Annotated in this window: 33 protein-coding genes and 1 pseudogene; 18 read left to right on the plus strand and 16 right to left on the minus strand. The window is 38.4% G+C overall.

Translation table 11 applies throughout. From position 1 onward, the window contains the following. The 8 genes from AC1RNS_RS00535 to AC1RNS_RS00570 all read left to right on the plus strand — a co-directional run bounded on the left by AC1RNS_RS00535 (position 1) and on the right by AC1RNS_RS00570 (position 6,774). Positions 1–1,047 (plus strand): type IV pilus twitching motility protein PilT, encoded by a 1,047-nt coding sequence (locus AC1RNS_RS00535; RefSeq protein WP_492990029.1) that lies wholly within the window; start codon positions 1–3, stop codon positions 1,045–1,047. Beyond that, positions 1,044–2,249 (plus strand): type II secretion system F family protein, encoded by a 1,206-nt coding sequence (locus AC1RNS_RS00540; RefSeq protein ID WP_492990030.1) that lies wholly within the window; start codon positions 1,044–1,046, stop codon positions 2,247–2,249. Before AC1RNS_RS00535 ends, AC1RNS_RS00540 begins: the two co-directional genes overlap by 4 nt. Positions 2,250–2,396: 147 nt before the next feature. Next, positions 2,397–2,849 carry a prepilin-type N-terminal cleavage/methylation domain-containing protein gene (locus tag AC1RNS_RS00545; protein WP_492990031.1) on the plus strand — a complete coding sequence of 151 codons (453 nt, stop codon included), beginning with the start codon at positions 2,397–2,399 and terminating at the stop codon, positions 2,847–2,849. Between the two features lie 108 nt (positions 2,850–2,957). After that, a complete protein-coding gene (pilM, locus tag AC1RNS_RS00550; protein ID WP_492990032.1) occupies positions 2,958–3,935 on the plus strand; it encodes a type IV pilus biogenesis protein PilM in 978 nt (325 codons plus the stop codon). Further along, complete coding sequence (locus AC1RNS_RS00555) at positions 3,932–4,522, plus strand: PilN domain-containing protein (protein WP_492990033.1); 591 nt, start codon at positions 3,932–3,934, stop codon at positions 4,520–4,522. The genes pilM and AC1RNS_RS00555 overlap by 4 nt, the downstream gene beginning before the upstream one ends. Next, a complete protein-coding gene (locus AC1RNS_RS00560; protein ID WP_492990035.1) occupies positions 4,522–5,211 on the plus strand; it encodes a hypothetical protein in 690 nt (229 codons plus the stop codon). The genes AC1RNS_RS00555 and AC1RNS_RS00560 overlap by 1 nt, the downstream gene beginning before the upstream one ends. Before the next feature lie 57 nt (positions 5,212–5,268). Next, positions 5,269–6,021, plus strand: coding sequence for a prepilin peptidase (locus tag AC1RNS_RS00565; protein WP_492990036.1), 753 nt, complete (start codon positions 5,269–5,271; stop codon positions 6,019–6,021). 30 nt (positions 6,022–6,051) lie between these two features. Next, complete coding sequence (locus AC1RNS_RS00570) at positions 6,052–6,774, plus strand: gamma-glutamyl-gamma-aminobutyrate hydrolase family protein (RefSeq protein WP_492990037.1); 723 nt, start codon at positions 6,052–6,054, stop codon at positions 6,772–6,774. Positions 6,775–6,887: 113 nt separating this feature from the next. On the opposite strand, the gene AC1RNS_RS00575 is transcribed toward AC1RNS_RS00570, so the two are convergent. Next, positions 6,888–7,385: a DUF4303 domain-containing protein gene (locus tag AC1RNS_RS00575; RefSeq protein ID WP_492990038.1), complete on the minus strand. Its 498-nt coding sequence runs from the start codon at positions 7,383–7,385 to the stop codon at positions 6,888–6,890. A gap of 118 nt (positions 7,386–7,503) precedes the next feature. Continuing rightward, positions 7,504–8,121 carry a transcriptional repressor LexA gene (lexA, locus tag AC1RNS_RS00580; RefSeq protein WP_492990039.1) on the minus strand — a complete coding sequence of 206 codons (618 nt, stop codon included), beginning with the start codon at positions 8,119–8,121 and terminating at the stop codon, positions 7,504–7,506. Positions 8,122–8,285: 164 nt separating this feature from the next. Here lexA and yneA point away from each other — a divergent pair, with 164 nt between their 5' ends. Both yneA and AC1RNS_RS00590 read left to right on the plus strand, forming a co-directional pair. Continuing rightward, the gene (gene yneA, locus AC1RNS_RS00585; RefSeq protein WP_492990041.1) at positions 8,286–8,600 is read left to right on the plus strand and encodes a cell division suppressor protein YneA; all 315 of its coding nucleotides are present in this window, start codon (positions 8,286–8,288) and stop codon (positions 8,598–8,600) included. Further along, complete coding sequence (locus tag AC1RNS_RS00590; RefSeq protein WP_492990042.1) at positions 8,597–9,262, plus strand: YneB family resolvase-like protein; 666 nt, start codon at positions 8,597–8,599, stop codon at positions 9,260–9,262. The genes yneA and AC1RNS_RS00590 overlap by 4 nt, the downstream gene beginning before the upstream one ends. Before the next feature lie 53 nt (positions 9,263–9,315). Here AC1RNS_RS00590 and def read toward each other — a convergent pair whose 3' ends face one another. From def to AC1RNS_RS00605, 3 genes are all read right to left on the minus strand, one after another. After that, positions 9,316–9,894 (minus strand): peptide deformylase, encoded by a 579-nt coding sequence (gene def / locus AC1RNS_RS00595; RefSeq protein ID WP_492990044.1) that lies wholly within the window; start codon positions 9,892–9,894, stop codon positions 9,316–9,318. Beyond that, a complete protein-coding gene (locus tag AC1RNS_RS00600; RefSeq protein WP_053594565.1) occupies positions 9,887–10,078 on the minus strand; it encodes a helix-turn-helix transcriptional regulator in 192 nt (63 codons plus the stop codon). Before AC1RNS_RS00600 ends, def begins: the two co-directional genes overlap by 8 nt. Before the next feature lie 173 nt (positions 10,079–10,251). After that, entirely contained in the window at positions 10,252–10,764 is a 513-nt protein-coding gene (locus AC1RNS_RS00605) for a GNAT family N-acetyltransferase (RefSeq protein ID WP_492990047.1), read from the minus strand. Positions 10,765–10,955: 191 nt separating this feature from the next. Here AC1RNS_RS00605 and AC1RNS_RS00610 point away from each other — a divergent pair, with 191 nt between their 5' ends. Further along, the gene (locus tag AC1RNS_RS00610; RefSeq protein ID WP_492990048.1) at positions 10,956–11,189 is read left to right on the plus strand and encodes a DUF896 domain-containing protein; all 234 of its coding nucleotides are present in this window, start codon (positions 10,956–10,958) and stop codon (positions 11,187–11,189) included. A 185-nt stretch (positions 11,190–11,374) separates the two neighbouring features. Next, positions 11,375–13,369: a transketolase gene (gene tkt, locus AC1RNS_RS00615; RefSeq protein WP_492990049.1), complete on the plus strand. Its 1,995-nt coding sequence runs from the start codon at positions 11,375–11,377 to the stop codon at positions 13,367–13,369. A 30-nt stretch (positions 13,370–13,399) separates the two neighbouring features. On the opposite strand, the gene AC1RNS_RS00620 is transcribed toward tkt, so the two are convergent. Continuing rightward, positions 13,400–13,747: a hypothetical protein gene (locus tag AC1RNS_RS00620; RefSeq protein ID WP_492990051.1), complete on the minus strand. Its 348-nt coding sequence runs from the start codon at positions 13,745–13,747 to the stop codon at positions 13,400–13,402. 121 nt (positions 13,748–13,868) lie between these two features. On the opposite strand from AC1RNS_RS00620, the gene AC1RNS_RS00625 reads away from it, so the two are divergent. Further along, complete coding sequence (locus AC1RNS_RS00625) at positions 13,869–14,522, plus strand: HAD family hydrolase (RefSeq protein ID WP_492990053.1); 654 nt, start codon at positions 13,869–13,871, stop codon at positions 14,520–14,522. Between the two features lie 754 nt (positions 14,523–15,276). Here AC1RNS_RS00625 and AC1RNS_RS00630 read toward each other — a convergent pair. From AC1RNS_RS00630 to AC1RNS_RS00655, 6 genes are all read right to left on the minus strand, one after another. Continuing rightward, complete coding sequence (locus AC1RNS_RS00630; protein WP_054772235.1) at positions 15,277–15,909, minus strand: response regulator transcription factor; 633 nt, start codon at positions 15,907–15,909, stop codon at positions 15,277–15,279. Further along, a complete protein-coding gene (locus AC1RNS_RS00635; protein ID WP_492990054.1) occupies positions 15,884–16,921 on the minus strand; it encodes a sensor histidine kinase in 1,038 nt (345 codons plus the stop codon). The genes AC1RNS_RS00630 and AC1RNS_RS00635 overlap by 26 nt, the downstream gene beginning before the upstream one ends. Beyond that, entirely contained in the window at positions 16,918–17,601 is a 684-nt protein-coding gene (liaF, locus tag AC1RNS_RS00640) for a cell wall-active antibiotics response protein LiaF (RefSeq protein ID WP_492990055.1), read from the minus strand. Before liaF ends, AC1RNS_RS00635 begins: the two co-directional genes overlap by 4 nt. Before the next feature lie 63 nt (positions 17,602–17,664). Next, a complete protein-coding gene (locus tag AC1RNS_RS00645) occupies positions 17,665–18,777 on the minus strand; it encodes an alpha/beta fold hydrolase (protein WP_492990056.1) in 1,113 nt (370 codons plus the stop codon). Positions 18,778–18,913: 136 nt separating this feature from the next. Continuing rightward, on the minus strand, positions 18,914–19,552 hold the full coding sequence (locus AC1RNS_RS00650; protein WP_492990057.1) for a PspA/IM30 family protein: 639 nt from the start codon (positions 19,550–19,552) through the stop codon (positions 18,914–18,916). 15 nt (positions 19,553–19,567) lie between these two features. Continuing rightward, the gene (locus AC1RNS_RS00655; RefSeq protein WP_492990058.1) at positions 19,568–19,921 is read right to left on the minus strand and encodes a lmo0954 family membrane protein; all 354 of its coding nucleotides are present in this window, start codon (positions 19,919–19,921) and stop codon (positions 19,568–19,570) included. Between the two features lie 353 nt (positions 19,922–20,274). Here AC1RNS_RS00655 and sirA point away from each other — a divergent pair, with 353 nt between their 5' ends. From sirA to AC1RNS_RS00670, 3 genes are all read left to right on the plus strand, one after another. Next, positions 20,275–20,700 (plus strand): sporulation inhibitor of replication protein SirA, encoded by a 426-nt coding sequence (sirA, locus tag AC1RNS_RS00660; RefSeq protein ID WP_427547886.1) that lies wholly within the window; start codon positions 20,275–20,277, stop codon positions 20,698–20,700. A 100-nt stretch (positions 20,701–20,800) separates the two neighbouring features. After that, a complete protein-coding gene (locus tag AC1RNS_RS00665; protein ID WP_004232154.1) occupies positions 20,801–21,019 on the plus strand; it encodes a YneF family protein in 219 nt (72 codons plus the stop codon). Between the two features lie 138 nt (positions 21,020–21,157). After that, complete coding sequence (locus tag AC1RNS_RS00670) at positions 21,158–21,661, plus strand: S-ribosylhomocysteine lyase (protein WP_492990060.1); 504 nt, start codon at positions 21,158–21,160, stop codon at positions 21,659–21,661. 43 nt (positions 21,662–21,704) lie between these two features. On the opposite strand, the gene AC1RNS_RS00675 is transcribed toward AC1RNS_RS00670, so the two are convergent. After that, entirely contained in the window at positions 21,705–22,676 is a 972-nt protein-coding gene (locus AC1RNS_RS00675) for an alpha/beta hydrolase (RefSeq protein ID WP_492990061.1), read from the minus strand. A gap of 206 nt (positions 22,677–22,882) precedes the next feature. On the opposite strand from AC1RNS_RS00675, the gene AC1RNS_RS00680 reads away from it, so the two are divergent. Both AC1RNS_RS00680 and AC1RNS_RS00685 read left to right on the plus strand, forming a co-directional pair. Next, a complete protein-coding gene (locus AC1RNS_RS00680; protein WP_492990063.1) occupies positions 22,883–24,067 on the plus strand; it encodes an acetyl-CoA C-acetyltransferase in 1,185 nt (394 codons plus the stop codon). A 22-nt stretch (positions 24,068–24,089) separates the two neighbouring features. After that, positions 24,090–24,359: a YqkE family protein gene (locus AC1RNS_RS00685; protein ID WP_492990065.1), complete on the plus strand. Its 270-nt coding sequence runs from the start codon at positions 24,090–24,092 to the stop codon at positions 24,357–24,359. Positions 24,360–24,446: 87 nt separating this feature from the next. Here AC1RNS_RS00685 and AC1RNS_RS00690 read toward each other — a convergent pair. The 3 genes and pseudogenes from AC1RNS_RS00690 to AC1RNS_RS00700 form a co-directional block, all read right to left on the minus strand. Then, positions 24,447–24,833, minus strand: a pseudogene (locus tag AC1RNS_RS00690) (Fic/DOC family protein); the annotation flags it as partial. A gap of 15 nt (positions 24,834–24,848) precedes the next feature. Next, the gene (locus AC1RNS_RS00695; protein ID WP_492990066.1) at positions 24,849–25,022 is read right to left on the minus strand and encodes a hypothetical protein; all 174 of its coding nucleotides are present in this window, start codon (positions 25,020–25,022) and stop codon (positions 24,849–24,851) included. Next, positions 25,009–25,182: a Zn-dependent hydrolase gene (locus AC1RNS_RS00700; RefSeq protein WP_283871305.1), complete on the minus strand. Its 174-nt coding sequence runs from the start codon at positions 25,180–25,182 to the stop codon at positions 25,009–25,011. Before AC1RNS_RS00700 ends, AC1RNS_RS00695 begins: the two co-directional genes overlap by 14 nt. Positions 25,183–25,281: the final 99 nt, after the last annotated feature.

The following is a 25,281-nucleotide window of genomic DNA, read 5'->3' on the forward strand; positions in this document are numbered from 1 at the left end:
GTGACAGCATATTCAATTATTGAGTTATTACATCGTTCCTTTGAAGTGAAGGCATCTGATTTACATTTAACAAAAGGGGTGCCACCTGTTTATCGAATTCACGGTCAGCTTGAGCACTATGGCACGGAGCCATTAGAAAGTGCCGATTTATTAGAAATGGTGAAGATGATTTTGCCCGTTCATAAGCAACAGGAATTCGAGGAGAAGGGGGAGACGGATTTTAATTATTCTCTACCTGGTAAATGTCGTTTTCGTGTCAATGCTTATCATCAGCGCAATGAGGTGTCTGTGGCGGCTCGTTTAATCGAGGCAAAAATACCTTCGATTGAAACGCTAAATATGCCACAGGTGCTCTATCAGCTTGCAGAAAAGCCACAGGGATTAATTTTAGTAACAGGTCCAACTGGCTCTGGTAAATCCACGACGCTGGCTGCCATGATTGACTACATCAATGAAACGAGAGCAAAGCATATTATTACACTGGAGGACCCGATCGAATACCTACACTCACATAAAAAATCCATTATCAATCAGCGTGAGGTTGGTGTCGATACGAAAAGCTTTGCCAATGGTTTAAGGGCTTCGTTACGTCAGGACCCTGACATTATTTTAGTAGGGGAGATGCGTGACTATGAAACAATCTCTACAGCAATCACCGCCGCAGAGACAGGTCACTTAGTGATGGCGACACTACATACAAGTAGTGCACCAACGACAATTGACCGTATTATCGATGTTTTTCCGCCCCATCAGCAGGCACAAATTCGCGTACAGCTAGCGAATGTCTTGCAGGGCATTATTTCACAAAGATTATTTGTTCGTAAGGATGTAAAGGGACGTATAGCAGCAACCGAAATTCTTGTGCAGGCACCGTCCATTTCCAATTTAATTCGTAATGAGAAGGTACATCAAATTCCAAGTGTGATGCAAACAAGTAAGGCACTAGGCATGCATACGCTTCAATCGTCGATCCAGCAATTAATTACAACAGGTAAAATCTCACTTGAGGATGCGAGACCGTATATGAATGCGGGGGAATATAGTTGACCGTATTTCGCTATAATGGGCGCACAAAAGCAGGCGTACAGAAAAAGGGTGTTATTGAAGCATCAAATAAACAGGCTGCGATTGAAAAGCTGCGCAAGCAAGGAATTAATGCGCGTGAGGTACAGGAATCCACTAGTATTTTACATAAGGATCTTGCGATTGCTCGAAAGGTAAAGCATCAGGACTTTGTTGTCTATTGCCGTCAGTATGCCACATTAATACGTGCTGGTATTTCCGTTGTAGAGGCTACCCAAATTTTAGCCGCACAAACCAAAAATAAAACGTTAAAAAAGGCTTTGTTGGAGGTAGAGGAGGATATTCAGAGCGGTACAGCCTTTTCAGATGCCGCAGCCAAGCATCCAAAGGTATTTCCAATTTTATTTGTTAATATGATGCGTGCGGGAGAGGCTACAGGAAGTATTGATGATACATTAGACCGACTAGCCAATACTTTAGAGAAGCAGTATAGCATCAAAAAGAAAATAACATCGGCACTTACCTACCCTGCGATTTTATCCATTTTAACCATTGCCGTTGGTTTGTTTTTAATGGTCTTTATCGTACCAACCTTTATGGCTACCTTTAAGGATATGGATATGGAAATGCCACTGCTGACAGTAATTGTTGTTGGAATTAGTGATTGGCTTATCGCTAACTGGTATTTTGTGATTATAGCTTTGTTTATCATAGTTATTGGCTTTAATCTTTTATATAAAAATAATAAGGCATTTAATTATTCAATCAATATTATGATTTTGCGTATGCCTATATTTGGTTCATTAATGCAAAAAAGTGTTATTGCTCGTATGACGCGAACATTAGCTACTCTATTTAGTAGCTCTGTGCCAATCCTAAACGCTTTAACCATCGTTGAAAAGGTAGCAGGCAATCCTGTTATAGCCAAGGTGGTGTTAGAGGCACGGGATAATTTAGAAAAGGGTGGCACCTTATCCGAGCCGCTTGAAAAAAGCTGGCTATTTCCACCACTTGTCTCACAAATGGCTGCTATTGGTGAACGAACAGGCTCACTCGATTATATGCTAGAAAAGGTAGCCGATTTTTATGAGGAGGAAGTAGATCGTGCAGTCGATACCCTAAAATCACTTGTTGAGCCATTAATGATTTTAGTACTGGCGTTGGTAGTGGGCATTATAATTGCAGCAATCTTCCTACCCATGTTCAAGTTATACGAAAATATGTAAGTGAAAGTTTGGTTTATTTTCTAGAATGATAGAATTGAATGGTTTTCTCTAGATAACTATATCAGAGGGATCTTGAATTGTTCATCTTTAAAAAGGAAGTTCGTGTTGACACACTTCATATATAAAATATAATAAGGGGGAATTAATATGTTAAAGAAATTAATGAACAAAAAGCTTTTGAAAAATCAGAAGGGTTTAACGCTTATTGAATTATTAGCAGTTGTCGTTATTTTAGCGATTGTTGCTGCAATTGCTATCCCTGCTATTGGCAATATTATTGAAAATTCACGTTATACGGCTGTAAAGGCAGATGCAACTAATATCATAAGTGCAGCGAATTTGTACTATACTGATATGCCAAATGAAACAGGTCCCGTAACTGCTGCTACATTGATAGATAAAGGTTTTTTGAAATCTACAGGTAAATTACCATCTACTGCATCAGTTTCAAAGGGTAAACTTGAAATAAATGCTACGGTTAAGGGCGTATTTAGTAGTGACATAACTTTTACTAATGTATCTCTTGATAAAATTAATAAAGATACTAAAAAAGGTAGTGACATCAACGCTGCATACGAAGTAGGATCTAAAACTGATTAATTAGACCTTCAAACCCCCCCAGAATTGCGTACGCATCTGTATTTCTGGAGGGGAAATGGATGACTAATTCATTCACCTATGAGGTAGCTGAAAAGGGGGTCTTTTCACATGTTGAAGAGAAAGAAAAAATCGTATGTGTCCCTCGAATTGAAGGATTATGTTCTTCGTGCCATTGTGGCGGAAGGGCTTGATCCTTCACGTTGGCGGCATTATGAGCTGCCATTAGCACATGGCATTCTTGAAAATGGCATTATCCATGATGAGGTCGCTTTATTTGAAGCAATGAATCAAGAAGTGGTGAAATGGGTTGGCAAAAAACAATTGGCTCGAATGTTTGTGCCAGATATGTCTGTTCTTTTGAAAAGCTTTGATGTGCCCCATGACCTGAAGCAAGAGGAGCTTCGAGGCTATGCCGAAATGGAGATTGGGCACTCGATTCATCTCCCATTTCAGGAGCCACTTATTGATGTTTATGATGCTGATCCCCTTGACGGTAAGGCACAATTATATGCCGCGCCCTCAGAGGAAGTAAATAAGATTGTGGCAATGCTTCTCGATATTGCACTGGAGCCAGAGGCAGCGGATATACGGGCTCTTTGTAATATCCGTTTATTGCATTATTTACAGCTACTGGAGATGGATAAAACCTATTTAATTGCAGAATGGTCTATTAATGAGCTATCTATTAGCATATTTTCACAGGGCAATGTGGAATTTTTACGTTATCAATCAATTGATACAAATATGGAGCAATGGGAAAGCAAGGCACAGGGCGAATATAGCTATGACTTTCAATATAATGGAGAGCTAGAGGATTATCGGATGATTGTTATGGATCAGGTGCTGGAAATTGATCGTATGATGAACTTCTTCCGTTTTTCTTTGCATAAAGGTGAAAAAACTGTTGATGAAATTATTATTTTAGGGGACAATCCTTTATTACCAACTATTAGCGAGTTTTTACGTGCCAATTTAGGTGTTCCATTAACAGAGTTAAATGATCAGATGCTACAAAAGAAATTTCCGCAGTTTACAAGAGCGTTTTCCTCCTTGCTTGGACTAGCCTTGAAGGAGGTTAACGGATGATTCCAGAAATTAACCTCTTACCGAAATTAGAGAAGCGGAAAACCTCGCCATTGTTGATTTATATTATTCTAGCTATTATTCTTATTATTTTAGCGTTTATGACCTATCTATTTTTCGATGCTAGGGCGGCGTTAAAGGATTTATCAGCAGAAGAGCGACGCTTAGTGGAAAGGCAGGAGCAGCTACAAAATGATATTGCGACAAAGCAAAGTCAAAATACAGGCTCATTAAAGCAATCTGTTCACTATGTACAAAGTGTTGCTTATCCCGTAACACCGTTAATAGATGAAACGAATGCACTGCTACCAAGCCCAAGCTATTTACGCAGCTATTCATTTGGTACGAACCAAGTAACAATTGAGGCAGATTTTGAAACTATGACAGCTATTTCAAAATACGTCGAGCGTTTATTAGCAAGCCCTTATTTTACAGATACACAAATCGGCTCCATCACCAATTTTGACATTGAGCTAGGGGAGCAGGATAAGGACTTACCTGCGGAGGAGAAATTTAAGCAGATGCCTCGTTACTCAGTTTCCATTACAGCTACAATTGACTTTATGTATCTGGTAGGGGGACGAAGCTAATGACGAAATTACTAAATAGTAAGAAATCAGGTTTATTACTGCTTGTTCTGTTGATAGCCTCCTTATTGTTTGCTCTCTATTATTATGTTATTTTGCCAAAGAAGGATGAGGTACGAGCGAAGGAAGCTAGTATTCAAAGTCTGCAAACGGAGATTAAAAGCTTAGAGCAATCCCTTACCTCCTTTGATGAGCAGCTAGAGGTTCCCATGCAGGATACTTTAGAGATGCAAAAAAAGGTGCCTAGTGCAAGAGCGGTCGAGCAGGTATTAAGGGATATGGTGGAAATTGAAGAGGTGACAGGTACGCGCATGGAGTCACTAACCTTTAATAATTATGATGAGCCTGTAGCGAATGCCAATGTGGATCAAACGAATACAGTTGCTGAGGCGGAGGCAAAGGTCAATGAGGAGAATCAAGAGAATACGGAAACTCCACCTGTTTCTACGATTGCCCAAGAAAATATTCCACCAGAGCTTAAGCTAGTAACCTTTACCTTTGATATTGGTGCTTTAACATTTGACTCAATGGTTACCTTTTTAAAGGAAGTGGAAAAGCTTGAGCGTGTTATGAAAATTGATACGATTAATATGACTATTCCTGGTGAGCAAGAAAAGCTAGATAAAGAGGCGGATAATACTATTAAGGCTACTGTACAGATTACGACGTTCTATTACGAGGGAAAAGAATAAAGATAGGCGCGCATACTTTATATGTATGGGCGCCTCTTAGTTTAGGAGGACATAAAAATGGAAATGGCTTATACCGTGACAGTATTTATTTTTGGGCTTGTTTTTGGCTCCTTTTTTAATGTGGTCGGCTTACGTGTACCAGTAAAGGAGTCTATTGTGCAACCGCCCTCACATTGCACAAATTGTCAGAGGCAGCTAACAGCCCTTGATTTAGTACCTGTTTTGTCCTATGTATGGCTAGGAGGCAAATGCCGTAGCTGTGGACAAAAAATTTCTTGGATATATCCATTCATGGAGCTTATGACAGGGGTTTTATTTGCATTTGCCTATTGGAAGCTAGGCTTTACCGTAGAATTTATTGTAGCCATTTTGCTAATTTCATTACTTGTTATTATTGTTGTATCGGATTTTGCCTATATGCTTATTCCTGATAAAGTACTACTCTTTTTTCTACCATTGCTCTTTATAGGACGTGTGCTTTCACCGTTAACCCCATGGTGGGATAGTGCGCTGGGTGCAGTCGTTGGCTTTGGCATATTATATAGTATTGCTGTGTTGTCAAAGGGAGGTATGGGTGGAGGGGATATTAAATTATTCTTTTTACTTGGGCTTGTATTGGGCACACTACATGCACTCTTAACATTATTTTTAGCCGCTGTTATCGGAATGGTTGTAGGCATTATAGTGTTAAGAACACGGCAGCAGGGTAGAAAGACCCCAATACCATTTGGTCCATCCATTGCTGCTGCGGCTATCGTTGTTTATTTTTATGGGGATGCCTTGATGAATTGGTATCTTGGCTTGTGGTAAGGAATAACTTACAATCTTGGAGGGGATAAAGTGAAGCCAGTTATTGGCATAACGGCCTTTGTGGAGGATGATTTGTCAGCAAGATTAAATGCTGCCTATAGCAATAGTATTATCGAAGCTGGGGGCATTCCGCTAATTATTCCTCTTGGCATAGAGGAGGATGTTGCACAAATTTTGTCGTTGACAGATGGATTATTGCTATCAGGAGGCTGTGATGTCCATCCATTTCTCTTTGATGCAGAGCCAGCACCTAAATTAGGGAAGATACATCCTGAAAGAGATTCCGTAGAGCTTGCTTTAATCGAGGCAGCCTTTATTCGTAATATGCCAATTTTTGGTATTTGTCGTGGTATTCAAATATTAAATGTGGCTCTTGGAGGCAATGTCTATCAGGATATGGAGAGCGAATATCATAGTAAAAAATTATTAAAGCATATGCAGCAGGCAACTCGGGGCGTGGCTACCCACTATGTTACGGTTACACCTGATACATTATTAAACAGATTCACCGAGAAAGAGAAAATTGCTGTAAATTCCTTTCATCATCAAGCAGTTAATGTATTAGCTGAGAAATTAAAGGTAGCAGCCAAATCCAGTGATGGAATTGTAGAAGCGGTCGTACACGAGGACCACCCATTTTGTCTGGCAGTACAGTGGCATCCAGAGGAGCAGGCGATGGCAGGGGATGAAGTATCAAAGAAAATATTTACTGCTTTTATCAAGGCAAGCTTGAAATTCAAATTAGAGGCATAGTGCTTGCAAGGAATCCATATTAAAGTGGATTCTTTTTTTGTAAACCAGCTAAACAAAAGGAAGATGGCGAAAAATCTTCTTCGACATCTTCTTGCTTTAGAACAATAGAGTATTTAATGTCCCCAATTACGCACAAACGCAGGAAGTAGGGGATGATTAGAATTACAACGCCTCGCTGACGATAACTCCAGCATTTCCTCTTCATTATCATCAGTCACCGAAATAAAAACAAAAATGCTTTCGTCAATAATGCCCTCCTGTTTCAATTCATACATCGTATCACACATTGCTTGATGCAGCATTTCTTTATGTTCAATAAATTTTTCATCTTCAATATGCAATACAATATCCAATAATTCACGACTTACCTTTTCGAGCATATCCGTTTCATCGTAATGTAAATATTCATCCTTTAAAAAGCGATAATCCTCGGGGGCATCCTCATAGTTTTGACCAATTTCAATTAGTGATTTTTCAGTTCCCATTGTTAAATAAAGGCTACCACAATCTCCATCTGTCACTAAAACAGCCGCATAAATTTGTTCATCGTATAAGGAGCTATACATTGTCGTATAAGCTTCTTGCACAGCTTGTTTGATTTTTTGTTTCAAATAGATGCACTCCCTATGTAGATTGAATTTTGTTCTATGTCTAAAATTAAGAAAAAGAGGTATATGCTCATCGGGGAACATATCATCCTCTTAAAATCATTCAATAATTTTATATTTTTTAGTGTACACGACGATAAAGGCCTACAACTTGTCCTAAAATAGAAACCTGATCGACAATAATTGGCTCCATTGTGGAGTTCTCAGGCTGTAAGCGGAAATGACTTTTTTCCTTAAAGAAACGCTTAACGGTTGCTTCATCCTCTTCTGTCATAGCCACGACAATATCACCATTATCTGCTGTTGATTTTTGCTTTACAATGACTAAATCTCCATCTAAAATTCCAGCTTCAATCATGGATTCACCCATAATTTCTAGCATAAATAATTGATCCTCACTTGTCCCATAAGTATCTGGTAGCGGGAAATACTCTTCAATATTTTCAATAGCTGTAATTGGAGAACCTGCTGTAACCTTCCCTACAAGTGGGACGTGAATAACATGTTGCTTTTGAATAGAATCTTCTGGCTCTAAAATTTCAATCGCACGTGGCTTCGTTGGGTCACGGCGGATAAAGCCCTTTTGCTCTAAACGAGCTAAATGTCCATGAACCGTTGAGCTTGAAGCAAGTCCAACTGCTTCACCAATTTCACGTACAGATGGTGGATACCCCTTTGCGCGTACTTCTTCTTTGATAAAGGCTAAAATGTCTTCTTGTCTTTTCGAAACTTTTTTCATGATTGCTCACCTCTTTTTTCTTATATTTCTTCTTATTAGATAGTATAGCAGAATGCGAACACTTATGCAAACATAGGTTCGAAAAGTGTTTGACAAAAACGTTTGTTCGCACTATTATAAGAACATACATTCCGAACAAACATTCTAGAAAAGAGGTCATAACGATGAATTGGTTAAAGAAAAATCCGCATATCTCCATTTTATTAGGGGCTTGCCTATTATTTGCAGGATACCTTTACATAACAGATCCTGGTGAGGTGACTTACAAGGAAATACAAGTGGAGCATGGGGATAACCTATGGTCGTTAGCAGAGCAATACCGTGGTAAAATGAGTAAGGAAGACTGGATTAAGCTTGTAAAGGCGGAAAATGAATTACCAAACGTTCAAATTGTTGCTGGTAAATCATTAGTCATTCCAGTGGTGGGAAACCAAGCCAATCCCATAAACTCTATTGAAATTGCGAGAAATGAACAATGATAAATAAACAACAATCAGCCGTCATCTATTGCCGCGTGAGTACAGAAAAAGAGACACAAAGTTCCTCGCTAGAGCGTCAGCAGGAAGAATTAACACGCTATGCCAAGGAGCAGAACTACGATATAAAGGGCATTTTTCTAGATCAGCATAGTGGCTATGATGTGGAGCGAGATGGCTTACTTGAAATGCTTGATTTCATTAAAGAACAGGAAATTAATGCGCTATTTGTCCAGGATGAAACACGCTTGGGACGTGGAAATGCCAGAATGGCAGTGCTGCATTTATTGCAAAAAACGGAAACGGATGTTTTCTCCATGCGAGATGCAGGCCCTGTACAATTAAATGAAATGGATACGATGCTGCTCGAAATATTAGCGATAGTAGAGGAATACCAGCGCAGAATCCATAATGCTAAAATACGACGTGGTATGCGTCGAGCTGTTGAAAAGGGCTATAGACCTGAAAACAATCTATCGAATCGTGGAAATCCAAATGGGCAGGAGCGTAAGGAAGTGCCGATTGAGGAAATTATTACTCTTCGAAACAAAGGCTTTACGTTTGAGGAAATTGCCATGACACTTCGAGGCTTAGGCTTTGATGTTAGTAAGGCAACAGTACATCGAAGATATCAGGAGCATCAGAAAAAGTTGATAAGTGAATAATGTAAGATCAGTGGGAGTTTTGCCCATCCCACTGATGAAATAGGAGAGCGAGATTAATACAAGCTCTCAATCACTACATTATCGGGTAATTTAAATGGATGTTCTTGATTTATTCTGTCATAAAACATAATTCCGTTTAAATGATCGATTTCATGCTGCATTAGGATGGCACCATAGCCGTTAAATTGAAGAATGATTTCTTGACCAAGAATGTCATATGCTTTAACTTTAATTCTTTCATATCGTGGTACATAGCCATTAATCTTCCTATTAACGGAAAGACAACCTTCTCCCTCTGGTAAATAAATCATGTTTAAAGAGTGACGAATGATTTTAGGGTTAACGAGCATATATTCATACATTTGATTACCTTCTTCAAATAGAGCGGCGAACATTCTTTTGCTAAGTCCAATTTGGTTGGCGGATAATCCTGATCCTGGGCGTAATTTATATTTTTTCGAAATGTCTGGATCTTGGCTGTTCCTTAAATATTGAAGCATACATCGTAATACATCTTGATCTTCTTTTGCTACAGGTAACATCACCTCGTTTGTCTTCTTTCGCAAGATGGCAGAGCCCTCCTTTACGAAATCCTTCATGGTAATCATATAATCAGGGCAAAACTTACTCATAAATAAACACCTCGTCAACTTTTCTATTTAGGGCTTTTGCAATTTTAAAGGCTAATTCAAGAGTAGGGTCATATTTGTCATTTTCAATACAATTAATCGTTTGCCTAACAACGCCACATTCCCTTGCAAGCGCCTCTTGTGTCATTCCTAATTTTTTTCTTAATGCTTTGATGATATTCTTCAACTTTATCCCCTCATTTGTCTAAAGTATTGGACATATTATAGTTTAAAAATCTCAATAATGTCCAATATATTAGACATTTAAGGCATAAAAAAGAGCCGTAGATGATCTACAACTCTATTTTTTTGCAAATTGTTTGAAGTCACTATATGAATATTCCCTTTGGTCGATTGCAATCAAACCCACTCTTCACCTAAAACAGCATAATAGTATTCATCCCACCATTCCTCACCATTTGGGATACATTTTTTAAAATATCCTTCACGTCTCATGCCGATTTTCTCCATGACACGATAGGAGGCAATATTTTCTGGCTGGCATGTTGCAATGATTCGATGTAGGTTCATTTCCTTGAATCCATAGTGCAGGACAGCTTTTGCTGCCTCAGAAGCATAGCCTTTATTGTAATATTTAGGATGAAAGACCCAGCCAATTTCAAATGTATGGTCGCCAAAATATTGATGGAAAACAATATGACCAATTATTAAATCCTCTTCTATTAAAGTAACTGGAAAGTATTTTGCCTGTTCGCCACTATTGTCTGATACAAATTTCTTAGCCATATCCTCGTTAAAAACACCCTCTGGAATATACTTCATCACATGACTATCAGACGTATATTCATAGACAGCTTGCCAATCGTCCTCCTTAAATTTTCGAATGCATAATCTATTTGTTTCTATCTTCATTGTCTTTTCCTCCATGTATGTAAATTTTTTTAGGTTCTACTATAGTTATACACATCTAACTCCTGAAAGTCATGTTATTAGTGGTATTTTTTACTATAGTAAAAGGGTTGGTATAACTGCATTTTAAGGGAATACATGCTATACTTTGCATACCAAATACATTAAGATATGTACTGGAAAGGTGTGTAACTATGTTATCAAAGGAAAAAATTAAGCGAATCAATGAACTTTCTGCCAAAGCAAAAAGTGGGACATTAACGGAGGCGGAAGCGAAGGAGCAGACAGCACTTCGTAAAGAGTATTTAGATACATTTAGAGCAACTATGCGTGATACCATTGAACATGTAAAAGTGGTAGATGTAGAAGGCAATGATGTAACACCAGAGAAGGTTAAACAAGCGAAAAAAAATAAATTTCTAAATTAATGTGACACATTTAGATCAATTACGTCTCAGCATAAGTGTAGCCTGATTTTGAATGCTACACAGTATAAATAAATATAAAGTATGTCATAAAAGCAAATAGTATAACAAAAGCATTGTTTTCTGTGGCAATGTTGACTAAACTGTAAAAGAACAATATATAGGACGAGAAAGGATGTCACAACAAAATGACTCAACATGCGGATCAACTAGCGATTAATGCTATCCGAACATTGTCAATCGATGCAATTGAAAAAGCAAATTCAGGTCACCCAGGTTTACCGATGGGGGCAGCGCCAATGGCTTATACGCTATGGACAAAACAACTTCACCATAATCCAGCTAACCCAAAATGGTTTAACCGTGATCGTTTTGTACTTTCTGCAGGTCATGGCTCTATGCTTCTGTACAGTTTACTTCATCTAGGTGGCTACGGCTTACCAATGGAGGAAATTCAAAACTTCCGTCAATGGGATTCATTAACTCCAGGACATCCTGAATATGGTCATACAGTTGGAGTAGAGGCAACAACAGGTCCTCTAGGTCAAGGGATTGCTATGACAGTAGGTATGGCAATGGCTGAGCGTCATTTAGCAGCTACTTACAATAAACCAGGTCATGACATTGTTGATCACTATACATTCGCACTATGTGGTGATGGTGACTTAATGGAAGGTGTAGCAGCAGAGGCTATTTCTTTAGCAGGTCACTTAAAACTTGAAAAATTAATCGTGCTTTACGATTCAAATGATATTTCTCTTGATGGAGATTTAGAAAAATCATTCTCAGAAAATGTGCAAAAGCGTTTCGAATCATATGGCTGGAACTATTTAAAAGTAGCAGATGGCACAGATGTTGAAGCCATTAACACTGCTATCGAGGAAGCTAAAAAATCAGCTGGCAAACCAACATTGATTGAAGTAAAAACGGTGATTGGTTTCGGTTCTCCAAATAAATCTGGTAAGGCAGATTCACATGGTGCACCACTTGGTACAGATGAAGTCGTATTAACAAAAGCAGCCTATGAATGGGCACATGAACCATTCCAAATTCCTGCTGAAGTATACGATACATTTAATGCCGCTGCTGAAATTCAAGGAGCACAGCCGGAAGAAGCTTGGAATGCAAAATTTGCAGCCTACAAAGAAGAATTCCCAGAGCTAGCTGCTCAATTTGAAAAAGCTATGAATGGGGAATTACCAGAGGACTTTGCTTCTGAGTTACCAGTATATGAAGCAGGTAAATCTGTTGCAACTCGTTCTTCTTCAGGTGATGCGATTAATGCCATTGCGAAGAAAACACCTTCATTCTTTGGTGGCTCTGCTGACCTTGCAGGCTCTAATAAAACAACGATGAAGGGTGCAGGCGATTTCTCTGCAGACGATTATGCTGGCCGTAATATCTGGTTTGGTGTTCGTGAATTTGCAATGGGTGCTGCTATGAACGGAATGGCGCTTCATGGTGGATTAAATGTATTTGGTGGTACGTTCTTCGTATTCTCTGATTACGTTCGTCCAGCTGTTCGCCTTTCTGCATTAATGGGTCTTCCTGTAACGTATGTATTTACACATGACTCTATCGCAGTAGGGGAAGATGGTCCAACACATGAGCCAATCGAACACCTAGCTTCATTACGTGCAATGCCAAATCTATCTGTTATTCGCCCTGCAGATGCAAATGAATCAGCAGTTGCTTGGGAGCTTGCCATAGCATCAGAAAAAACACCAACTGTTTTAGTGCTATCTCGTCAAAACTTGCCTGTACTGAATGCATCAATTGATACAGTACGTGAAGGAGTTGCGAAGGGTGCTTATACAGTATCTCCAGCTTCAAAAGAAGTGGCAGATGCGATTTTAATAGCAACTGGCTCTGAGGTTTCACTTGCTATTGAGACACAAAAAGCATTAAAAGCAGATGGCGTGGATGTAGCAGTTGTATCAATGCCATCTATGGATCGTTTTGAAAAGCAAGATGCTGCTTATAAAGAATCGATTCTACCAAAAGCTGTGACAAAACGTCTTGCAATTGAAATGGGTGCATCATTCGGCTGGCATAAATATACTGGCTTTGAAGGTGACGTTATTGCTATCGACAAGTTCGGCGCATCAGCACCAGGTGAATTAGTAATGGAGAAATACGGATTTACAGTAGAGAATGTTGTAGAGAAAGTAAAAGCTCTCTAATAGATTGAGGTACCGCAATACTCAGTAGGGTTAAAAACCCTCTGAGTGCTGCGGTACTTTTTCACGTTTGGAAGATTTTATAAGGGCAATCCAAATAGCTGCGCCATGAATACACAGAGTGGCAATAAATATGAAGAAGCTCTTTGCACTTCCTCCAATATTGAGTTCATCGACTATAATACCACTAAACCAAAGCAGCTGACCTGAAATAAGGATAGAGAATCCTGCAAACAGTAGACAAAACCAAATAGGTACATTTTTAAAAAAGACAAACATTAGCAATATCACAGCGAATAGCAATATGACCTCAAAAATAGGATCGAGTAGAGAAAACGAATGATTCGTAACAAATTGTTTATAAGTTAATTGTGTTTCCATACAATTCCTCCTTATATTAAATAGTAACGATAATAGAAATAGAAGGTTCAATTTTTCTTAAAATTTATATTACCATTATTTTATACAATTAGAGAATATTTTGAAAAAATGGGGTAGGGATATGAAAAACTATAGAGTAGTATTATTTGATTTAGATGGCACCTTGTCTGATCCTAAAATCGGGATAACAAAATCTGTGCAATATGCCTTAGAAAAGATGGCGATTATTGAGGAGGATTTGGATAAGCTAGAGACATTTATTGGTCCACCATTGCAAGTATCTCTTGCTGAACAATATGGTATGGATGAGGCACAAATCCATCAAGCAATTGCTTATTATCGGGAGCGATTTTCAACAAAGGGTATGTATGAAAATAAGCTCTATCCAGATGTAACCCCCTTATTAGCAAATTTGAAGGAGCAAGGCTATCAATTAGCAGTGGCCACGTCTAAGCCAACCGTTTTTGCGGAACAAATATTAAGCTATTTTAACCTTGAGCATTTTTTTGATCTGGTGGTTGGAAGTCATTTAGATGGTACGCGATCCGCAAAAGGTGAGATCATTGAGTTTGTTCTAGAAAACTTTAGCGAGGTTCCTCGTCAGCAATTTATTATGATAGGAGATCGAAAATATGATATTGCTGGCGCACAAGAAAATCAAATTGATTCGATTGGTGTAACATACGGCTTTGGGTCATGGCAAGAACTACAGAATGCACAAGCAACGTATATAGTAAACAGTGTCCCTGAGCTCCAGGCGTTTTTTAGTAAATAAAAAACTGCATTGCTAAAAATGCAGTTTCATGTTGTTGAAATACTATTATGTCAATGAAATCAAGGTGACAAATTAAAAAGTATAGCTCTTTTTCAAAACGAGGGGTTGATCTCCGTTCCGACTGAGTGCTTTCCTGGGGGCGTCCGATGAGCCGCTTCACTCGCATTGCTCGCTCCAGGGTCTCATCTGTGACGCTGAATCCCCAAGGAGTCACTCAGTCTACACTCCAATCAACCTTTGCTCATCGTATTTTCTTCTGGCAATTCACACAAATATATTGTGATAAATTTGAAGTCTTAGCTATCACTATATTGTGCAAAAATGGAGCTTTGATAACATTTTTCTATGCGAAAACAGAGGAGTATTTTATGTAAAGTTACAAAGTAGTTTGTTTTCCGCATAAAATGTAGGTTAACATCTGTAGAATTGTACCAATATTCTATCCATTTAATGATGGTGAGTAATATGCTACTTTTGAGGGAAGAAAATATTTAAAGTTCTACACTATTGCTGATTGGAGTGCAAGGCTACTCGACTCCCGTGGGATAGCGAGACAGACGAGACCCTGCACGGAGCGTCAGCGCAGGAAGCGCTCGTCGCTCGCCCACAGGAAAGCGAGTAGCCTGGAACGGAAATCACCTTCATTTTGACTAAATATTCACAAAGAGTCCCTTGACTATTTAATTTTTCAACACTTGAAACTGCATTGCTAAAAATGCAGTTTCGTAAAGTTGAAATGGATGATTGAACAATGTTACTTTGCCAGCCCATTTTGGAAGGCATAGACAACTGCCTGTGTGCGATCTTGGACATCAAGCTTCGCTAAAATATTGCTGACATGTGTTTTTACAGTTTTTAAGGCAATATATAAGTCATCCGCAATTTCCTGATTCGCCTTACCTTGAGCCATTAACAGCAGCACTTCCATCTCACGGTCTGTTAATTGCTCATAAAGTGGGGTGCTGTTGCCATGGCGCATACGGTGCATCATTTTGGATGTCACCTCGGGCTCTAAAACTGTTTCGCCACCCATTGTTTTGCGAATAGCGTCCGCAATCTGCTTTGCATTTGATGTTTTTAAAATATAGCTGACTGCACCTGCCTCAAGTGCAGGATAGACTTTGTCATCGTCTAAAAAACTTGTGACCATCATTATTTTTGCCTCTGGCCATGCCGTTAAAATTTCAGCCGTTGCTTCAGCCCCTGTCATAATTGGCATAACATTGTCCATTAAAATAATATCGGGACGAAGAGCGAGGGCACGCTCAACCGCCACTTTGCCATTTTCAGCCTCTCCTACAACTGTTATGTCTGGCTGTGCTGACAAGTAGGCAGAAACACCGATCCGCACCATTTCATGGTCATCCACTATTAACACTTGAATCATTTATTTCAACCTCCTTTTGTAGTGGAATTTTCACCTCTACAATTGTACCTTCTCCAGGCACTGACACAATTTTGTACGTACAGCCAATCTCCACTGCTCGTTCAGCAATATTTTGCAAGCCATAGGAAGTAGATTTATCCGCTTCAATATCAAAGCCAAGACCATTATCCTGAATGCGTAAAATAGCTAAACCATCTCGGGCAACAAGCAGTAATTCGACCTCGCTCGCCTTTGCATGGCGCAACGTATTGGATAGTGCCTCCTGAGCAATACGGAATAAATGGTCCTCCTCGGCTTTCGATAAAGACATTTCCTCCAACTCATATTCAATATGAAAAAATACTTTCTGCTGAAGCTCAATAATTAGCTCCTCTAGACCTTGTGCAAGTGTTTTATTATGCAATGCAACAGGGCGTAAATGTAATAATAATGCTCGCATTTCTAGCTGTGCCTGTTGAACAATTTTTTCGACCTGCTTTAAGCTTGTGGCATTTTCATTGTTCTCCGTTAATGCGGACAATAGCATAGAGGCTGCAAATAATTGTTGTGAAACAGAATCATGTAGTTCTCTGGCAAGGCGCTGACGTTCAGCAATAATGCGTTCCTGTATAATTTTATCATTTGCTTCTGCTCGTTCATTCGATAATCGCTGCAAGCTTTTTCGTTGGGTATCGATTAATTCACTTGTTTGCACGATTGCTTTTTTCAGCGGTTTCGGCAAAGGTTGCTTTTTAGGTAAGATAAAATCTGGTTCAATTAATTGTTTGACGATGTGCGTTGCCTGAGCTTCTCTAGCACGAGCTGTCATACTAATCCAGCTTGCTATTAGTAGACTAAGACCAAAAATGCTGAGAAGTATTATTCCGCCTAATGGCATATTGCCATATTGTTGATGCCAAAGAGGTTCCCAGGTCTTCTCCTTTGGTTCACCCCAGACAGCTACGAGGAGACCAAAAGCAGCACTCGTTAAAATGAAAAATAGCGTAAAGATTCTTGAAATAAAAGCAATCATTTACGTAGCACCTCCAAGTCTCCAAGCCATGTTGCAACGTGTATAACAAGTGTACGCTTTGCATCTTCAGGGTTGCCATCTGAGAAGCTTACACTTTCATTCAGTAAGCGTTGCGGTCCAATATTTAAGCAAGTTATTTCGCCAAATAGGGTTGTATAGTGTAAACGGAATGGAATTTCATAAGGTATATAAATTTGCACCTTACCAATGCCTTGACGAATCGTAATTATACTTGTGCCAGCAGGTAAAATGGTTTGTGTCGTATCTATTGTAATATCACCAGCGAGCCTTTGAATTTGTACATCTTGCCATTTATAGGCATCTATAGGTGCAGGCATCGTACCGAATATTTCATTTTTTGTAGCAGGAAGCTTTTCAAATAGCTCAGAGCCGACCACCTTTGCTTCATTTTCTCTTTGTAAATATTGATAAAGCATGTAGAGCAGTATGATAACAATAAACAGGCGCAGGCTCCACATCGTAAAGAGGGCTATGGCAATGAAGAAAATTCCTGTCCATTTAAAGAAACGATTTTTTTTCGAGAAACTTAAGTAAAGAAGTCCTGCTCCAATCAATAGACTAAAGGCGCCGCCATTATTAAAAATTGTAAGCTCTACAAAAACGAGTAAAAAGAAGCTTAGTACCCAAAATGTAAGCTTATTGGTTGTGAAATTTTGCAAGAGGGTCACCCTTCTTTCTAGATATTGATGAGAGAAGCCGAACTTCTCTAAAAGATCAAAGTTTTATTTTTCAAGCATGTTTTTTATTGTGTCATTTATGATGGGGGCATCGAGCTCATTTGGGTAATGGGCAGAGTGCTCCAATGTGATAAATTCCTTACCATTTGGCGCATCTAAAAGCTCGTAATATTGTTTTGCCAATTCAAAATTTGCCTGTTTGTCATATTTACCATGAATAATGTAAACAGGAACGTCTATACTTTTTACCGTATCAAAAAAATTTGTTCGGATAATTTCTTCTTTTAATGACTTGCTTTTAACAAGGCTAAATTGAGGCCCAGAAATAAAAGCTTTATATAAATCCCGTAAAGAGTAATCTGGTGAAGTAAAAGCTCCTTTTATTAAACCAAAAAGATTAACCTTTTCTATCGTTTCATCAAAATAATTCATTCCTTTATATTGATTAATCAGGTCACTAAATCGATCCTCGTCCTCCTCTAGATAAGGTCCCTTTCCTATATCCTCCAAAATGCTCAGTGTTTTCTCATCATCATTTTCTTGTGCCTTAATTTTTAACCAGCTATAACCGAGTTCCTGTCCTTTAATAATATCAGTTATTTGAGCAATACCTAAATAGGCGTGGAATTTTTCAGGATATTTAGCCACTAATTGAGTACCAATAATCGTACCGAAGGATTGACCAATGACAAAGACTTTTTCCTGCTGATAAAGCTCTCTAATATAATCAACGATACGATTAGCATCTTCTGTAAATTGAGATAGATTCATAGTATCAATCGATAGCTCCTTGTTAAAGCTTTTACCTGAACCTCTTTGGTCATAATAGACTGCGACACAATTCTCAGTTATTTCTGGATACAATGTTCGCGCACTTACACCATAAGGAAACGGAGAACCCGGTCCACCATGAAGGAATAAACAAAAGGGCTTCTCCTTATCTTGCCCTTCCACTAAGATAAACTGTTTCTCTCCATTGACCACTATTTCTTTTAGCTCACTTATACCACCATTTTTAATAATTTCAGCACTTTTTTGAACAATGTGCTGTTGTACAACCAAACGATAACCGAATAATATGAGTGCAAATAATAGAAGTATAATAAAAGCAAAAAGACATATTTTAATCATATGACTAAACCACTTTCTGTTTTTCATTATGAATATTCCTTTATCTCGTAATTCAGAGGTAACAATGCTGTGACAACCTCTGACTTTGCCTTATTAGTTTTTCTTCAAAGAAATGGGATGCTTCCTAATAGAGGCATCCCTTATTTCTTTATATTATAACATGTTATTTATTTTCGATTAGTAGCGGTGCATTTTCTTCCGCTGCTTTTTTTTCTAATTGGGCAAGACGAGCCTCAAAAGTAGTAACTTCATGGTCTTTGTCAATTTGGTGAGCAAGTTTATCAATATAAGCTTCTAAATCCTCAAAGTTCGTTTTATTGTTTTTGGCAAGCATACCATCCATTTGATGATGTGCACGTGTTACGTTTTCTTTGCCCATCAACTGTAATTGACGAACTTTCATATCTTTAATTTTGTGCTTCATTGTTTCAAATTTACGCTCAAGCTCGAAGTACTCACGTGTGCTTGCTTCAATACTAGCTTGTAATGTGTTGTTTCTTGCTGTGTAAGCCGCAACCTCATCTGTCGCAAAATCGATTAAATCCTGTTCACCACTAGTAGTAGCCAATTTTAGTTGAGCTTCACGTTTAACGAGTAGCTCAGTGTTTTGTTTCAGCTCCTGCTCCAATTTTTCCTTTAGCTGACCTTGGCGCTCTAACAAAGTTCCTGTTTGCTCAGTTTGTTTTTCTGCCTCGCGAATATATTGATTTAGCATGGCAATTGGATTTTTTTGTTCCTTTTTATCAAATACCTGATGTAAGTCTGCCTCTATTGTATATTTAAAGCGTTGGAATAAGTTCATATAATTTCTCTCCTTTTATTTTGTTAAGTTTGACCATTCTTTTTCAAAGTTTGTAAACGGATCTGCTTCTTTTGCTTCAATTGTTGGAATTTTAACATCTTCGTTATTCCATTTTTTATAGATGACGTAGATGATAGCGATTGCTGCTAATCCAATCATTGCCGGGATATTAGATAGGGCTGAAAGAACACCAATCAGACCCACTGTGAACCAAATGATTTTGCCGAATGTTGATTTGCTTGCAATGTAGAAGTGCATACCAAGTGCTACAAATAACCCCGAAAATAGTAACCCTGCTAGTGGTCCGATTAAGGCAAGTGCTACACATGCTGCAATGATGCCTCCTGTTAATAGAAGAAATTTTTTCATATGTTTTAGCTCCTTTCGTTTGTACCTTTATAGTACCTTTCGTAAAGCATTTCTAAAACGGACTGGAAATTGATTTTACTCTAGGTCTTGAGGCTGAGGACAATCTAAGCGATTGCTATAAAGGCTTTTTTAATCAATGATTGCGTAATAAATGAGCTAGTTTTACAAGCACTTGACCACTTATTCATGCTTAAAAATCCTTCATTCTTTGTTCTGTCATAATGTCATTGATAGGTCCGAAACTAGAAGGTTTTCGACAAAAATAGAAGATGAATACCTCCTTCGTTTGACAAATTAAGGAGGTAGCTTGAGCTATACTTATGAAAAAGATACTGAACGAAGGAGGATTTCTGGTGAGAACCTATTCCATATATAAAATAAAAGAAGAGCATTTAACGTTTATTTTCGGTAGAGAGCGAAAGTTATTAGAGATGATGCAGGGCTGTGAAGATGCTAACGAGAAATCCTTAAAAGAGCTAGCCTATATATGTGAATCTGTTCGTTTCGATGAGATTGCCGCGATGCTTGAGGCGCAGCTAGATTCCAAATATGCACATTTAGAAAGGGCTCGTAATGCTTTATTTTTAGAACATCCAATTAAGGGAAAAATGGCCATCTATTTGGTGGAAAGAAAAATTTGTGTCTATTGTGAAGGGTCAAGAATGCTTGATTTAGATCTATTCCAGATGCTTGCGAAGATGAGTGAGCGTTTTATTGCTTTCAATAAACAAGATAATGAGTGTGGATGGTTAAAGCCCATGAAGTATACAATGCACTAGTAAAATTCGCTACAATATATAGTAACACGCTACTATTTGTTGTATAATGGTGCGTGGAGAGTTTTTTCTCGGTATATTGTAGTGGAGGAGGTTGGTTATGTTGCCTACATGGGGCTGGATTATTATCGTAATTATTGCGTTAGCAGCGGGCGCGGCACTTGGTTTCTATTTCGCTCGTCAAGCTATGATGAAATATTTAAAAGAAAACCCACCAATTAATGAACAAATGATTCGTATGATGATGGCACAAATGGGTCGTACGCCGTCTGAAAAGCAAGTACGTCAAATGATGGCACAAATGAATAAGTTCCAAAAATAATTGGGTTTTTTTAAGAGCAACTAGTCCAAGCCTGGCTAGTTGTTTTTTCATTATAGTGCCCCTTTAAGAGACTCTTAATTGCCATATATTTTATATAATTCTTAAAAATCATACAATTCTATCGGAAAACTCGTTATAATGGACTTAATCTATTTAAAGGAGTTGTGTGCATTGCAGAAAGAAAAAACAAATGTTGAGAGCTTTGATTTAGATCATACGAAGGTGAAAGCACCATATGTTCGTTTAGCTGGTGTAAAATCAGGAAAAAATGGCGACGAAGTATATAAATACGATATTCGCTTTAAGCAGCCTAATAAAGAGCATATGGAAATGCCTGCATTACATTCCTTAGAGCATTTATCGGCTGACATTATCCGCAATTATTCAGATCAAATTGTTGATTTTAGTCCAATGGGCTGTCAAACAGGTTTCTATGTATCATTGATTAATCATAATGATTATGAGGATTTATTAGATATTTTAGAGAAGACATTTACGGATGTAACAAAGGCTACTGCGGTTCCTGCCTGTAATGAGGTGCAGTGTGGCTGGGCAGCGAGCCATAGCTTAGAAGGAGCACAAGCATTAGCTAAAGAGTTTTTAGCAAAACGTGATGAATGGCATATCGTTTTTGCTGAATAAAAAATAAACCTTGCGTGAAATTTATGCGCAAGGTTTTCATGTTTTAGAAATGAAATGGGATAACATTTGAGGAGGAAGATTCACGATTCATTTTTTGATAGATAAAATTTTCTAAAAAGTCATGAATTAAATCTTCATATTCAGCCATATTTTCATTAAAGGATTGAGCATGAGCTCCTGTATCAAATAGCTTTAATTTCCTAGGACCGGTCTTTTTATTGTATAAGTCCAGTGACATAGATGCAGGAATAAATGTATCAGGAATACTATGGATAAAGAGTACTGGCTTTTCAATATTTGTGACTGCTTCAGCTGGTGTCACACTTTTAAAGGAATAGCCGTCACGCAATCGAATAAAAAAATCTGCAAAACGAATGGGAATAATAGAGCCGTATTTAAATTCTGTTTTTGCAATTTGTCGAAGGAGCATGGAAAAATCAGAAAAGGCACAATCCGAAATATAAAAATCAGCACCATCCTCTACGGTTCCTGCATAAAGGAGCATTGTTGCAGCACCCATTGATTCACCATGAATACCAAGAATAGCATGTTCTCCAATCATCGCCTTGACTGTTTTCACTACGGCATCCAAGTCATTTTTCTCATAATAGCCATAGCTAGTCGTTTTGCCACCAGATTCCCCATGGCGACGATGATCAAAAATGACAGAATTGTATCCTAGTCGTTCAAAAAGTCGAGCATATTTGACAGAGTTGATTTTGTTTTCTGTTACGCCATGGCAAATAATGATAGTATTATTAGTTTCTAAAGGCTGAAACATAATACCCCGAATCGTATACCCATTAGGAGAATCGATATTTAATTCACATTTTAGATTTTTATTGTACCAAGCCTCGTCAAAGCGTTTAGCTGTAGTTTCCCGTTCACGAACAAACTCAGGGTCCTTTTGTTGAATGTACATCAATTTATTTGAAAGCGCAAAGCCGAACAGTCCTGTTGCAGCAGCGGCAAGCGTCGTCGTAATACCTGACAATAAAAGCATTTTCTTCTTCATGATTAGCACCTCCACGTCCTATTTCTTACTTGTAATGTTCCCAACTAAGATTGTTTAAAACACGTCAACATTTTACAATAACTCCGACAAAACTGCGATTATTTCTGTTATCGAAAATCTTCTAAACATTTGTTAAAATATACATATCTGCTAGTAGCATATGCATGCAGTGTTGATTTTTGAACGGGGAAAAGGGGAGAATGGATATGGCAAACGAGGTAGTAATCGTAAGTGCTGTACGTACAGCGATTGGTTCTTTTCAAGGAGCATTAAAGGACGTACCAGCAACAACTTTAGGCAGTATTGTTATCAAAGAAGCATTGGCACGTGCTGGCGTAGCAGGCGAACAAGTTGACGAGGTTATTATGGGGAATGTTTTATCGGCAGGTCTTGGGCAAAATCCAGCTCGCCAAGCAGCCATTGCAGCTGGCTTACCACATGAGGTATCTGCCTTAACGATTAATAAGGTGTGTGGCTCGGGCTTAAAAGCAGTGCATTTAGCAACACAGGCTATTTTAGCAGGAGATGCAGATATTATCGTGGCAGGCGGCTTTGAAAATATGAGCCAAGCACCATATGTCTTAAAAAATGCACGCGAAGGCTTCCGTATGGGGGATCAAAAGGTTGTAGATACAATGATTCATGACGGTCTATGGTGTGCATTTAATGATTACCATATGGGCATTACCGCAGAAAATTTATGCGATGCCTATGAGATTTCTCGAGAAGAGCAAGATGCTTTTGCGGCACGCTCACAACAGCGTGCAGAAGCAGCTATTGAAGCAGGTAAGTTTAACGATGAAATTGTCGCTGTGGAAATACCTCAACGAAAGGGAGAATCAATTGTTTTCAATAAAGATGAATTCCCTCGTAAGGGTGTGACAGCTGAGTCTCTATCTAAATTACGTCCTGCTTTTAAAAAGGATGGCTCGGTGACAGCAGCAAACGCATCCGGCATTAATGATGGCGCAGCAGCAGTTGTTGTTATGTCAAAAGAAAAAGCGGAAGCGTTAGGCATTCAACAAATGGCATTGATTGCTGCAAATGCGAGTGCAGGTGTTGATCCAGCCATTATGGGAACTGGACCTGTCACAGCAGTAAAGAAAGCATTAGCAAAGGCTGATGTCACTTTAGAAACGATTGATTTAATTGAAGCCAATGAAGCATTTGCAGCGCAATCGATAGCTGTCGATCGCGAACTAGGCTTTAATCATGATAAACTAAATGTCAATGGGGGAGCAATTGCTCTTGGTCACCCAATTGGTGCAAGTGGTGCACGTATTTTAGTAACACTTTTACATGAGATGGAAAAGACTAATGCCAAAACAGGTCTTGCAACACTCTGTATCGGTGGGGGCCAAGGCGTAGCAACAATTGTTAAACGCCCTTGATGATAGTAAGAAGGTGAAAGCAATGGGAAAGAAACGAAAACAGCAACAACAGCGTATGGACGGTGGCTTGACAGCTAGTTTACCAAAGCAGGAGGCCATGACCTTAGCAGATCAACTTGGTGGGGATGTACTTGCTAAATTAAAGGCGGCTAAACAAGATTTAGCAGCGAAGGAGCAGGCGGCTGAAGAAGAGCGCCAAGCCAAACTAGCCTTTGAGCGCAAGCAGCGTGAAAAGAACAAGTCGTTTGAAGAGCTCCTAAACGAATACGGCGATAAAGGCTCAAAATTTTAAAAGAAAACAGTGAATCCACATGCGGGTTCACTGTTTTTATGTTGATAGAAAGCTTTTGAGTTTTATAGCAACAATTGTCTTAATTGTTTAGATAAATTCAATCGTATTTAAAAATAGGTTTTCTAGAAGTTCTGTATCGGTAACAGATTGAATCATAGCTTTTAAATAAGTATCTTGATCTATATCTGTAAAATTCCAGTTAACACCTTTAGATAAAGCATATGCTTGTAAAAAAATACGAATGGTACGCCCATTTCCCTCTCTGAAAGGATGTAGCATATTCAATTCGGATTTGTAATAAGCCAATCTATTTGCAGCTTGATTAATGGAACTCCAAGTTGGTTCATTATTTTTTTGTAGAAACAATTCACTTGCATAGGAGTTAATAAATTGATATTGGCAAAATCGGGTAGCACCTTTCATTAATTGAACATCTCTAAAGTGTCCAGCGAACGAATAAATATCTTGAAATAGATGTGCGTGTAAACGTTAGAAGCCACGAAGATAGAATGAGTTGATTTTGTATGTTCCTTGTTCAATTTGTGTAGCTCTGAGTGAAAACACAAAAGCTTCTGCTAATTCAAGATTTTTATAATCAGAAATACCTAGAAGGTTTGTTTTTAGAAGGTAATCATCATTAAATTTCTCATTATACTTTCCCATTTTTTAAAGCTTCCTTAATAATAGTTGGTGAGATTTGCTCACCAGAATTAACGATTTCAAGCACTTTTTTTTGAAGTGTGGGAGTTAGTGATAAATTTTCAAATTGTAAATTTTTCAGTACACGATTAAATTCAGGTGAGTTTAATTGTATTTTTTTCATTCAAATTGCTCCCTTCTAATAATTATTATAAACGAATGTAACCATTTACAAACCATCATTTTTTCGTTACTTTTTTTGGAATAGCAGAGTTACATTAAA

It is taken from the genome of Lysinibacillus sp. GW821-FHT14F06, assembly GCF_058803665.1.